The sequence below is a fragment of the Methylomonas sp. DH-1 genome, assembly GCF_046097555.1.
Taxonomy (GTDB): Bacteria; Pseudomonadota; Gammaproteobacteria; order Methylococcales; family Methylomonadaceae; genus Methylomonas; species Methylomonas koyamae.
The window spans coordinates 1,831,690-1,844,106 of the sequence record NZ_CP143089.1 but is presented as its reverse complement, the minus strand read 5'-3'; the positions used below and the strand labels follow the sequence as shown (position 1 = coordinate 1,844,106).

The 12,417-nt window shown below is 55.6% G+C and carries 11 protein-coding genes; 1 reads left to right on the top strand and 10 read right to left on the bottom strand.

Annotated features, from left to right (window positions below; genetic code table 11):
- Positions 1–42: 42 nt before the first annotated feature.
- The 7 genes from VXJ35_RS08750 to VXJ35_RS08720 form a co-directional block, all read right to left on the bottom strand.
- A complete protein-coding gene (locus tag VXJ35_RS08750) occupies positions 43–282 on the bottom strand; it encodes a type II toxin-antitoxin system MqsA family antitoxin (RefSeq protein ID WP_408953933.1) in 240 nt (79 codons plus the stop codon).
- A 634-nt stretch (positions 283–916) separates the two neighbouring features.
- Positions 917–1,417, bottom strand: a complete 501-nt coding sequence (locus tag VXJ35_RS08745; protein WP_157198124.1) for a hypothetical protein — start codon at positions 1,415–1,417, stop codon at positions 917–919.
- Positions 1,410–1,658: a hypothetical protein gene (locus VXJ35_RS08740; RefSeq protein WP_157198123.1), complete on the bottom strand. Its 249-nt coding sequence runs from the start codon at positions 1,656–1,658 to the stop codon at positions 1,410–1,412. Before VXJ35_RS08740 ends, VXJ35_RS08745 begins: the two co-directional genes overlap by 8 nt.
- Positions 1,659–1,761: 103 nt before the next feature.
- Positions 1,762–2,445: an NrdJb gene (locus tag VXJ35_RS08735; RefSeq protein ID WP_054763175.1), complete on the bottom strand. Its 684-nt coding sequence runs from the start codon at positions 2,443–2,445 to the stop codon at positions 1,762–1,764.
- A 62-nt stretch (positions 2,446–2,507) separates the two neighbouring features.
- Positions 2,508–2,756, bottom strand: a complete 249-nt coding sequence (locus VXJ35_RS08730) for a DUF2442 domain-containing protein (protein WP_064021295.1) — start codon at positions 2,754–2,756, stop codon at positions 2,508–2,510.
- A gap of 3 nt (positions 2,757–2,759) precedes the next feature.
- Entirely contained in the window at positions 2,760–3,029 is a 270-nt protein-coding gene (locus VXJ35_RS08725) for a DUF4160 domain-containing protein (RefSeq protein ID WP_064021294.1), read from the bottom strand.
- A 20-nt stretch (positions 3,030–3,049) separates the two neighbouring features.
- Positions 3,050–5,200 (bottom strand): adenosylcobalamin-dependent ribonucleoside-diphosphate reductase, encoded by a 2,151-nt coding sequence (locus tag VXJ35_RS08720; RefSeq protein WP_064021293.1) that lies wholly within the window; start codon positions 5,198–5,200, stop codon positions 3,050–3,052.
- 407 nt (positions 5,201–5,607) lie between these two features.
- On the opposite strand from VXJ35_RS08720, the gene VXJ35_RS08715 reads away from it, so the two are divergent.
- Positions 5,608–5,925 carry a hypothetical protein gene (locus VXJ35_RS08715; RefSeq protein WP_064021292.1) on the top strand — a complete coding sequence of 106 codons (318 nt, stop codon included), beginning with the start codon at positions 5,608–5,610 and terminating at the stop codon, positions 5,923–5,925.
- A 122-nt stretch (positions 5,926–6,047) separates the two neighbouring features.
- Here VXJ35_RS08715 and VXJ35_RS08710 read toward each other — a convergent pair whose 3' ends face one another.
- The 3 genes from VXJ35_RS08710 to sucD all read right to left on the bottom strand — a co-directional run bounded on the left by VXJ35_RS08710 (position 6,048) and on the right by sucD (position 12,412).
- Positions 6,048–7,079 carry an IS5 family transposase gene (locus VXJ35_RS08710; protein ID WP_064020809.1) on the bottom strand — a complete coding sequence of 344 codons (1,032 nt, stop codon included), beginning with the start codon at positions 7,077–7,079 and terminating at the stop codon, positions 6,048–6,050.
- Positions 7,080–7,180: 101 nt separating this feature from the next.
- Positions 7,181–11,398 carry a DEAD/DEAH box helicase gene (locus VXJ35_RS08705; RefSeq protein ID WP_064021291.1) on the bottom strand — a complete coding sequence of 1,406 codons (4,218 nt, stop codon included), beginning with the start codon at positions 11,396–11,398 and terminating at the stop codon, positions 7,181–7,183.
- Positions 11,399–11,524: 126 nt separating this feature from the next.
- Positions 11,525–12,412, bottom strand: coding sequence for a succinate--CoA ligase subunit alpha (sucD, locus tag VXJ35_RS08700; protein WP_064021290.1), 888 nt, complete (start codon positions 12,410–12,412; stop codon positions 11,525–11,527).
- Positions 12,413–12,417 lie beyond the last annotated feature (5 nt).

The window sequence follows — 12,417 nt, the reverse complement described above, 5'->3', positions numbered from 1 at the left end:
TGGGCACAAAAACCGTGCCCACCCTACCCCAATGCCCGCCTATTAATTTTGTAAAAAGCGCCGTATTTGAAATTGCGACGATTGGCTCATCGGTGAGCGAGCCTGTTCGAGAAGCGAAGCAAAGATATTATCTTCAAAATATTCTTCTCCACAGTTATTACAGACTTTCGCAGGAACCTTTTTGAATACCAAAACTGTTCCGCCAAATTCGAATGTAATGCTGGCGAAATCATCTGTCATCATGCCCAATTTGCAAATCACACACATCATCGGCGTTTTCATAAACGAATTAATTTTCCTAGTTACCACGCGCTGCGTGGTAATTCAGATTCGCCGCGCTACGGCGAATTGCACCGCAGCGCGGCCAAGCCGAGGGTTCCCACGTAGCACGTGGGAACCAGAAAGAAAAAAAGGCCGCGTAAGCGGCCACACCTTTTCGCGCGAAGCGCATACCAAATCCCCTATGCCGCGCCGAGCACCGGAGGGTTTGAGCGGATCAGCCCGGCAGGGGCGCGGCAGGGATGCCGCGCGTTTTCGGAGGGCTAGGACAGCCCTTCCGAAAACCCCGCTCAAACCCTTCGGCGCGCAGGATATAAGCGGCATCGGGGTGGCCTTTTCTTTGGATACTTTCTTTTGGCCACGCAAAAGAAAGTATCGCGGTTGCCGGTCCGCGAACCGGCGTTAAATCAAGCATCGCGTTAGCGAAACAATATCCATGTAAGTTTTAAATTCCGCGTGGGCACAAAAACCGTGCCCACCCTACCTGACTTTCTTTTGGCCACGCAAAAGAAAGTATCGCGGCTGCCGGTCCGCGAACCGGCGTTAAATTGGGTTTCGCGGTAGCGAAACAATATCCATGTAAATTTTAAATTCCGCGTGGGCACAAAAACCGTGCCCACCCTACCCGGCTACCGAGCTATTCCTGAATACAGTATTTTTCATATACTACGTATAAGCTTTCGTAGTTTTCTTTTCTAAGTTCACCATTATATTCAAGCTTATTCGCTATTGAAATTCTCTTTAAAGTGTCGTAAAAATCTGGCAGAGAACGTTCAACACATTCCTTTACCTTTGGTGTAAAGGTATTTTTAACTGAATCCTTGTCTAACTTTCCCGAAATAATTGCATCACAAGACATGCTAAGCTTTGAAAAATATAGCTGTCCTTTTGTCGCTATTGAAAAAAAATCATTCAGGTTTGGCGCTTCTTTTTTATTCGCATACGAAAACAAAGACTCACTAAATTCATTAAAAGCTTTGTCCTGTTCTTCCAATAACTTAATCGAAGTAGCAAAAAGAGAAGATTCATAATCCTTTCTCTCCTTTTTGCTCATGGTAAATCGAGAAACAATAAATCCTAAAATAAAGGTGATTATAGGAATCAATACTTTTATTTCGTCTTCAGTGAAATTAGCCATTGCCATCTGGATGTCTGTTTCTGGCTGCCGCAAGTAATGCCTCAATAGTATCTGCTTCCGAGCAATATACGACAGAATTAAAGTCCCTAAATATTATTTTTGCTGCCTGCTGTCCAGCTTCTTCTTTTGATGCCCCAGAATTAATCAGCTTTTGCGTTAATTCCAGCCATTTTACTATTTCATATTCGGTCGGATTATGCTGTAGCCCATATTTAATAAATAATGAATGCGAAATTGTCATTTGCTACCCTTTATTGCCATTTTTATATTTAAACTATACGAAATAACACGTGAGGCGAAACTCTCAGAGGTTCTGCCAAATTGACGGCATCCGCCCTACAAAATCAACCACATTTCGACTCCCCACAATTCAAACAAGTCATACACCCATCCATCAACACCATCGCCTTAGTCGAACACTTCACGCACAACACGGCCTTTTCCGGAAACGCCTGCGCATCCGACTCGCCGTGGGCGGCTTCGAATTCGCGGCGTTTTTCGGCCAAAAACTGTTTTTGGTGGTCGGTCATTTTTTCCGATTTGATCATGCCGATATGCTTCATGTGCGATTCGATGGCCGAACCGATTTCCGCCACCAATGAAGGCATGAACACGCCGCCTTTCTTGAAATAGCCGCCGCGCGGGTCGAATACCGCTTTCATTTCTTCCACCAAAAAGGTGGCGTCGCCGCCTTTACGGAACACCGCCGAGATGACCCGGGTCAAGGCCAATACCCACTGGAAATGCTCCATGTTTTTGCTGTTGATGAAGATTTCGTAGGGCCGGCGTTCCTCGTGGGCGGTGCCTTGGTTCAGGATCATGTCGTTGATCGTGATGTACAAGGCGTGCTCAGACTGCGGGGTTTTGATTTTGTAGGTCGAGCCCAGCAAGACTTCCGGCCGCTCGACGTTTTCGTGCATCGATTCCAGCGAAGGTTTTTCTTGTTCCGCCTGCGGTGCGGCTTCGGCGTTGTCTTTGCTCAGCACTTTGTAGCCGACGATTTTTTTGTTGATTTTGTGTAGGGTCATGTCGTTTGCCTAAAAAGGTTGTCGGCTCGCCAAGGTAACGAGCCGTAAATGTTCTTTAAAAACTAAGAGGCGTTTACCAGTTTTACCGAATCAAGGTACAGCGTATCCGGACAGATATCTTGCTCATGCGGCCAAACCACCGTGCCGTCAATGACTTCGGCGCGTTTGAAATACTGCCTGTCGCTCAGCTCCTTGAATACGCCGAAATCCAACAACGGTTTGCAGTCGTAAACGCCCCGGCTACCGTCGGTGAATTCAAGCATTAACGAGTAATCGTCGCTGGCTTGTACCGATTTGACTCTCGGATTCATGGCTTACCTCAACGGCTCGATTTTGTAGGGTTGTTCGCCGGTTACCGCCAATTGCCAGTCGGCAATCAATTCGTCCTTATGCAATTCTATCCAGGCTTGCAGCAGTTTCATTTGGGCGTTAGGTATCTCGCCTTCCAAAACTTCGCCTTCGGGAATCGCAACCACGACTTCATAGCCTTGGTATTTGGCGTGGATATGCGGCAGCTTGTGCTGTTTGTTATCCAGAAAATACATGTAGACGATGATCCCGTAAAACATTGAAATTGCTGGCATGGCGTTTCTCCCAAGGCAAATCAAAACTTGCCGTAATAGCCTTCCTTCAACGCGTCGAACAAGTTGGCGGCGGTGTGGATTTCGCCGTCGTATTCCACTTCTTCGTTGCCTTTGAATTCGACGACGTGGCCGTCTTCCAGCGTGAACTGGTAGGTGGTGTTTTCCAAATCGGATTCCTTGACCAATACGCCCTGAAACACTTCCGGATTGAAACGGAAGGTGGTGCAGCCTTTCAGGCCTTGCTCGTAGGCGTATTCGTAGATCGACTTGAAGTCTTCGTACGGGTAGTCGGTCGGCACGTTGGCGGTTTTGGAAATCGAGGAGTCGATCCAGCGTTGGGCGGCGGCCTGGATGTCGACGTGCTGCTTCGGTGAAATATCATCGGCGGCGATGAAGTAATCCGGCAGTTTTTGCTTGGGATCGTCGCTATACGGCATTGCGTCCGGGTTGACCAGATGGCGGTAGGCCAGTAGTTCGAAGGAAAACACGTCGATCTTTTCCTTGGACTTTTTGCCCTCGCGGATTACGTTGCGCGAATAATGGTGGGCAAAGCTGGGTTCGATGCCGTTGCTGGCGTTGTTGGCCAGCGACAAGGAAATCGTGCCGGTCGGCGCGATTGAGCTGTGGTGGGTAAAGCGGCAACCCACTTCGGCCAGTTCCGCCACCAATTCCGGCTCTTCCTGCGCGACTTTCTGCATGTAGCGGCTGTACTTGGCGTGCAATACCCGGCCCGGCACTTGGTCGCCGAGTTTGTAGCCGTCTGTTTTCATTTCCGGGCGTTTGTGCAGCATTTCGCCGGTGACTTCGAACATCTGCTCCATGATCGGCGCCGGGCCTTTTTCCTTGGCCAGCTCCAGGCCGGTGCGCCAGCCTTCCAAAGCCAGTTCTTTGGTGACTTGCTCGGTAAACGCCAGCGACGCCTCGTCGCCGTATTTCATGCCCAGCATCGTAATGGTCGAGCCCAAGCCCAGATAGCCCATGCCGTGGCGGCGTTTGCCGACGATTTCGTCGCGTTGTTTTTCCAGCGGTAAACCGTTGATTTCCACGACGTTGTCCAGCATGCGGGTGAAGATGCGGATGGTCTTGCGGTAATCGTCCCAATCGAACGCCGCTTCCTTGCCGAAAGGTTGATGCACGAAGCGGGTCAGGTTGATCGAGCCCAACAGGCAGGAACCGTAAGGCGGCAGCGGCTGCTCGCCGCAGGGGTTGGTGGCGCGGATGTGCTCGCAGAACCAGTTGTTGTTCATCTCGTTGACTTTGTCGATCAGGATGAAGCCGGGTTCGGCATAATCGTAGGTCGAGGACATGATGATGTCCCACAAGCGGCGGGCCGGCATGACTTTAGTGATGCGGCAAGCCACCAGGCCGTCGCCGTTGACGACGTAGCCTTTTTTGTTGGGCAGATCGCGCCAGATAATCTTGCTGCTGTCGGTCAAATCCAGTTGATCGGCGTTGGCTTCGCGCTCGGTGATAGGGAACGACAGCGGCCATTGGCCGTTGCTTTTCACCGCTTCGACGAATTCGCTGGTAATCAGCAACGACAGGTTGAACTGGCGCAGACGGCCGTCTTCGCGTTTGGCGCGGATGAAATCCACCACGTCCGGATGGGCCACGTCGAAGGTGGCCATTTGCGCGCCGCGGCGGCCGCCGGCGGACGAGACGGTGAAGCACATCTTGTCGTAAATATCCATGAACGACAGCGGGCCGGAGGTATAGGCGCCGGCGCCGGAGACGTAGGCGTCGCGCGGGCGTAGGGTCGAGAATTCGTAACCGATGCCGCAGCCGGCTTTCAAGGTCAGGCCGGCTTCGTGGACCTTGCGCAGAATGTCGTCCATCGAGTCTTCGATGATGCCGGATACGGTGCAGTTAATGGTCGACGTGGCCGGTTTGTGTTCCAGCGCGCCGGCGTTGGAAACGATGCGGCCGGCCGGAATCACGCCCTTGCGCAAGGCCCACAGAAATTCTTTGTAATGTTTTTCTTGCAGGGCTTTGGTTTTCTCCACGCTGGACAAGGCCTTGGCGACCCGCTTGTAGGTATCGTCGATGGTTTCGTCGATGGCGCGGCCGTCTTTGGTCTTCAAACGGTACTTGCTGTCCCAGATGTCCAGCGAAGCGCTTTGTAGCGGAATGTCGGTATCGTTTGGCGTCACAACATGAAGTTTTGCGGTCATTCGTGGCTTCCCTTTTTATGGATTGAGTAGGTTTACGGAACGGCGTTACCGGCTGGGCCGGCACGCCGGAAAGTTCGATGCGGCAAGCGTTGCGGCATAAAATGCCCCGTGCGGCCACATACTGGATATAGTGCTTTCGAAAAATATTAACACAATATGTTGTGTTGAAAGCAGGATTTTTTACTAGCGACTCGCTATTTAAGCACTTGTTTTTTTAACTCAACGGCTTAGCAGCGAGTGTTAATTCGCAAGGCGACGATTAGCGGCAGCCACGGCCGGCCGCGAGTTAAGGCGGGGTTAATAAATCCGGCTAAAATGCCGCTACCGGCTGTGTAGTTCTAACGGGCCGGACGGCCACCCTGCGGTAGCTGCGGCGGTGGGATACCTATTTTCTCGAAGAGGCACAAATGAATACTTTTACCAAATTCGGCTTGCTGGCCGTTACGACGCTTTGCCAAACCGCCTGGGCCGACGTCGACATGCCCCGCGTCGACCGCCGCCAGGAAATCCAAGAACAACGCATAGAACAAGGTATCGAATCCGGCGAATTGACCCGGCGCGAAGCCAACCGCCTGGAACGCCAGCAAATGCGGATCGAACGCCAGGAAAACGCAGCCCAGGCCGACGGCGTGGTGACGCCGGCGGAACGCGCCCGGTTGAACCACCAGCAAAACAAGGCCAGCCGCAACATCGCCCGCAAAAAACACAATCTGCGCGGGCAATAAACTTCAGGGAGCCTCTAAAAATCCACGATTAATCAGATTCGGGGCGTAAAACGTGCTCGAAAGCTGGCATTTCCAAGCGGACTACCTTCAACTCGAAGCCTTTTCAGCTCCGATGGGCGGCATCAAGACGCAGCTACCCTGCGAATGGCGCAAAAACGTCGCATGTTGTACACCAGATTCATGAAGCCGATACGTACTTCGGCGCGGGCTAGGCCAATGCAACGGATCGCCTTACCGCCCCATTGCGCCATCCAGGCAAACACGTGCTCGACCCGGCAACGGGTTTTGGAGCGGGTACTGTTGCCTTGTTTTTCCCGGTCAGTCAGCGGTTTGCCGCGCACCCCTTTGCGGTGAATCCGGCTGCGGTAGCCTTGGACTTTTAACAGTTCTTCCACCGCTTCGGAACGATAGGCACTGTCGGCCCACACATCCCGGCTGGTGTTGCCGCTATCAAGCAAGCCGTTCAGGGCTTGGGAGTCGTGGACGCTGGCATCGGTGACCGTGTATTTGCGCACCAGCTTGTGGGCATTATCAACGTTGACGTGATTCTTGTACCCGTAATAGCTCTTGTCGCCTTTCTTGGTCCAGCGCGCATCGGTATCCTTCTGACTGCGTTTGGAGGCCGACCAGTCCTCGACGGTTTCGCCGGCTTTAATCCGGGCGTTTTCGTCCGGCGTATTACGCTGCACCGGCGCCTTGACGAAGCTGGCGTCAATCAGTTGGCCCTTGCGGGCGATCAGGCCGGCGCGATCCAATTGCCGGTTGAATTCGTTGAATAACGTCTCGGTGAGTTTCAGTTCTTTGAGTGACTCACGAAACAGCCAGAAACTGTTGCGATCCGGCGCGTGCTTGGCATCCGACAACCCAATAAATCGCTGGAAACTGCGCCGGTCTTCGATTTGGAACTCCAGTTGCTCATCGCTCAGATTGTAGAGACTAGCGATGACCAACGCTTTGAACATCAACACCCCATCCCAAGGCTTACGCCCGGCAGACGATTTGCGGACTTTGTGATGGACTTGATCCAGCAACGGACGGAACGCTTCCCAATCCACTTGCGCGTCCAATTCCAACAACGGATTGCCCAGCCGATCGATCCGACGATCACGATGTTCAAACAGGGAACCGAAAAGGTCGTCTTGTGCCACCGTCATCTCTGCTCTCCAAAGGTCTTTAGCTCCGACTCATTTTACTCGCCGGGCGCAATTTTTAGAGGTTCCCTTCAGCAAAATCCGGCCGCGGCCGGATTTTTGCGTTAGGCGTCGCCCTTCATCAAACTCAGCAGTTCGTCCGCCGACACTTTGCCGCTGACGTCGGCGCCGTCCAGCAGGCTATCGGCCAGATCGCGCTTGTGGCCATGCAGCGCAACGATTTTTTCCTCGATGGTCTGCTTGGCGATCATCCGGTAGATCGTCACCGGCCGCTGTTGGCCCATGCGGTGGGCGCGGTCGGAAGCCTGGTCTTCCACGGCCGGATTCCACCATGGGTCCATATGGATCACGTAATCGGCAGCGGTCAGATTCAAGCCGACGCCGCCGGCCTTCAGACTGATCAAAAACAATTCGCCGTCGCCGCGCTGGAAGGCGTCGACCCGCTGCTGGCGCTCCTTGGCCGGCGTGCTGCCGTCCAGATATTGGTAAGCGATGCCGCGTTGTTCGACGTATTCTTTAATCAATTGCAGATGGTCGACGAACTGGCTGAACACCAGCGCTTTGTGCTTGTTGTCCAACAGCTCGTCGACGATATCGCCGAAAGCGGCCAACTTGCTACTGGGCAAAGCCACGCCGGAATTGACTAGGCGGGTGTTGCAGCAACTGCGGCGCAATTTGCTGATCGCGGCTAAAATCTGCAATTGCTTTTGCCCGGCCGGCGCTTCGGCGCTGGCCAACGCTTCCAGACTTTCCCGGCGCAACGCTTCGTAAAACGCCATTTCTTCCGCGCTGAGCTCGACGTAAACCGGAATCTCGGTGCGCGGCGGCAATTCCTGTAGCACCTGGGTCTTGGTACGGCGCAGGATGAAGGGTTGGATCAACTTTTTCAACCGATAGCGGGCTTCGGGATTGGCGTCGCGTTCGATCGGCCCGGCGAATTGGCGGTTGAATTGCTCCAGCGATCCCAACAAGCCCGGATTGATGAAACGGAACAGATTCCACAGCTCGCCCAAATGGTTTTCCAGCGGCGTGCCGGTCATGATCAGCCTGAAATCGGCCTGCAAATTCATCGCCCCTTGCGAGCGGCGGGTGGCGATGTTCTTGATCCATTGCGCCTCGTCCAGAATCGCGGTTTGGAACCGAATCTTGGCCAGCATCTCGGCCACCGTCTCCTGCTGCAGCAAGCCGTAACTGCATATCAGCAAATCGTAAGGCCCCAGGTTGTCCAGCAAACCTTGGCGGTCGCCGCCGGCCAGAATTTGCGGGTTCAAGGTCGGCGCGAAACGCCGCGCCTCGTTTTCCCAATTCATACAGACCGAGGTCGGGGCGACGATCAGGCTCGGCCCGTCCGGTGCCCGCGCCAACAGCAATGCCAAGCCTTGCACGGTCTTGCCCAGGCCCATGTCGTCGGCCAGACAGGCGCCGACGCCCCAATGCGCCAGCCGCGCCAACCAGCGAAAGCCGGCCATCTGGTAGTCGCGTAGCTCGGCCTGGAAGGTCGACGGCAGTTGCGGCTGGTAGTCGCGCGACTGTTTCAGGCGCTGCAATTGGTTCTGCCAATGCTGGTCGGCTTGAAATCCGGCCTCGTCCTGCCAGTCTTCCAAAGTCAGCGCCGCCAACGGATTCAATCTAACTTTCTTGCCGCTCAAGTCGGCGTAAGCCCTCAAATCTTCCAGCCGGCGGCGGAATTCTTCGGTCAATGCAAAAAATTGGCCGTCTTTCAGCTTCAGGAAGCGGCCCTGGCGTTCGTCCAACAAGCCCAGCAGTTGGCGGATTTCCACCACAGTATTCTCGTCGACCCGCAACTCGCCCTGCACGCTGAACCAGTCGTTGTCGCGCCGGACCTGCATATTCAATCCGGTCCCGGCCGCTTGACCCAGCACCTTGAATTTGACGCCTTCCGGCCATTCCAGAATCGCCTGCCCTTCGGCCAGTGCCTGCAGTTGCAACAGCAATTCCAGGCATTGCTCGACGTCTTCCAGCAGATATTCCCCGGCCGCGTCCTGCTCGGCCGCAGCCAATGCCGGGCAGGCCTGCAAGACGCCGGCGGCGCGTTGTTTTTCCAGAGCCAAATCGCGTACCGCCTGCACCCGGCGGCCGTCCAGCTCGGCCAGTACGCTCTCGCCGCCGTGGCCGGGCCGGTAATAGGCGCCGCCCTCGGCTAGCGGCCGTATCAATACCGCCACCCGTAGCCCCTCGCCCAGCGGTAGCAAATGCACGCGCGGGGTATTGTCGGCCGTAACCTGCTCGGCGTTGGCGGAACTGCCGCCGATATCGGAATGCACCGTCAAAACGCCGGAAATGGCGGTCAGGGCGTGCAATACCCGTTCCTGCGCCGAAGCCGGCGCTTCCAGGCCGTTCGGTCCGAGCACGCCGTGGATTTTATGGTGTTCGGGGCTGAATTCGACCACCCGCAACCGGGTCGGCGTTTCCTTGCCGACATGAAATTTCTGTTCGTATCCGGGTTGCGGCTCCAGCGTGATCTTGATCTTGCCGCCGTCCAGTTTCTTAACCCGCAATTCGGCGTCGCCTTTCAGCACTTCCACTCTGGCGTCGGGCGTATCAGCCCAGAATAGTAACGGGTGGCCGACCAAAGCCTGGGGCATGCCGCTGTCGAAATCGAAGAAGGTGGAGCCGCCGTACCAACCGCTGTCGCGATATTCCTTAATGTGGGCGCACAGCTTCAAATCCTGTTCGCTCAGATAATCGAACTGGTCGGTCTCCTGCGCCAGCCGCTTCAACGCCACAGCCCTGCCCTTGCTCCAACTGCCCTTGGCTTGCAATTTTTGCTCGCGCGGCTCGATCCGCACCCGATGGCCGTTCTCGTCGTAAGCCAGCAGCCAGACCAAGCGGGTGGGTTTGTCTATCGCCGGCGCCGCGGCATTTTTTTTGTCGGCCAGAGGCAGATTCGCCAGCGCATCCAAAGCCAGCTCCCAATCGGCGCGGCTGGCGAACAAATCGCTCAAGGCCGGGCGGCCCTGCAGAAAACCACAATCCCACTGTTGCGCACGCGGCGGTTCCAAGGCTTTGAATACATTGGCCAGTTCAGCGGCCGGCCAGCGGTAACCGTTATCCAACAGATGCCGGTAGAGCTTTTGCGTCAGCGGCTCGACCCGCTGGAAGTGGTCGGCCTTAACCCAAAATTTGATCAACAACGACAACACGTGCAACAGCAGCGGCGGCGTATGCAAAGTCTCCGGCAAACCGCTGTCGCGGTAACCGTCGCCGATCTTGTACGGCGGTTCGGCTGCCAGCAATTGGCTGCGCAACTGCAGTTCGCCTTGCAGAAAGCGGTTGAACAAAGCCAGATCGTGGTAGACGCCGATCCAGTAACCGTCGCCCTTGATCGCTTGGTTCAGCAGCGTGCCGAGTTTGGCGCGGGTTTTGGCGTCGTTGTGTTTCAGTATCGCCAACGGGTAAAACACGCCGGCCAGACCGTAAAAATAGGCGTTACGCTGGCCGGCCAGTTTGCGCTGCGCCACCAGCGCGGCCTCGTAAAGCTTGACGGCTTCGGCATAATCGCCGCGCAGAAAGGCCAATGCCGCGGCCAAGGCCTGCAATTCCGGATCGGCCGCCGCCCGCGTCCGAGCCGCCACCGCTTCCCAGTCGCCGCGCAGCAGTTGCAATTCCAGACCGACCCGATTCAGGAAATCCAGGTTCTCGCCGGTATCGGCAAACATCAAACTTGCCAGCAGTTCGTCGAGTTTCGGATCGGCGTACAGATAGAGCAATTGGTGCAAGCCGGCGTATCCGGCCAAACCGACCAGCAACTGCGGATGGTTTTTGCTGAACCAGACGCTGTCGAGCGGATTCAAAAACCAGGACAAATACAATTCGTTGGCGGCAGGCAATTTACCCAGATAACGGGCGCCGCCCTCCAGGCATTCGTCGACCTTGCGGTAATCGCCGCGGTAAAACTGCAAGCGCGCCTCGCGAATGCAATCGTCGACGCTGCTGTAACGGTAATAGCCGATACCGGGCGGATTGGCGGCCAGTACCGCCGAGGCGTAACGCGGAAACTCGCCGGTATCGACCATTTGCCGGGCGATGACTTCCACCAGCGTCCGGCAACAACGGCTGCCGCCGGATTTGGCGTTCTCCTCGACCAGCCCGAGTTTCAACAAAGGTTTCAGGCGGCTTTTCACCGCTTCTGATTTCAGAGCTTTTCCGGCCTCTTTTATGTCTACATTAGCCAGACACTTGGCCAGATTGGTCGGCGAACTGTAGCCGTAGTACAGCGCCAACAACTTCATGACGGTTTGCTGGTCGGCGGTCAGCGATTGGTAAGCTTTGAGGCGCTCTAGTAAACGTGCGGATGGCATGTTGCGACGGAAAACAAAAACTAGCGATAGTACCAGTTTGCCCGCGTCTGATGAAGCCGCAAGCGGGCAACTGGCATAAAAAAGCCCGCGCTGGACGGGCTTTAGTCTGTCGAGGACGGAACCGGCTTAGAGTTTGGCCAGAACCTTGGCCACGGTTTCGCCCATCGCCGCCGGGGTCGGTGCGATCGTTACGCCGAATTGCTGCAGCATCTCGACTTTTTCCGCCGCCGATTCGCCGGACGCGGAAATGATCGCGCCGGCATGGCCCATGCGCCGGCCTTTCGGCGCGGTCAAACCGGCGATGTAAGCGACCACCGGTTTGCTCATGTTTTCCTTGGCGAACATGCCGGCTTCGACTTCCTGCGGGCCGCCGATCTCGCCGATCATCATCACCACCTTGGTTTCCGGGTCCTGCTCGAAGCGTTCGAAAATATCGCGGTGCGAACTGCCGTTGATCGGATCGCCGCCGATACCGACCGAGGTCGACACGCCTATCCCCAGGCGTTTCATTTGGTCGGCGGCTTCATAGCCCAGCGTGCCGGAACGGCCGACGATGCCGACGTTACCCGGCATGTAGATGTGGCCCGGCATAATCCCCAGCATCGATTTACCGGGGCTGATGGTGCCGGCGCAATTCGGGCCGGTCAGCACCATGCGCTTTTCTTTCGGAAACCGGCTCAGAAAGATTTTGACTTTCATCATGTCCTGGGTCGGGATGCCGTCGGTAATCGCCACGCAGTATTTGATGCCGGCTTCGGCCGCTTCCATGATCGAATCGGCCGCGTAAGCCGGCGGCACGAACACGATGCTGGCTTCGGCGCCGGCCTGTTCGACGGCTTCCTTGACGGTATTGAATACCGGCCGGTCCAGATGTTTCTGGCCGCCCTTGCCCGGCGTAATGCCGCCGACCACGTTCGAGCCGTAATTGATCATGTCCTGAGCATGAAAGGTACCGATCTTGCCGGTAAAGCCTTGGACGATGATGCGAGTGGATTTATCGATAAAAATTGCCATGTTGT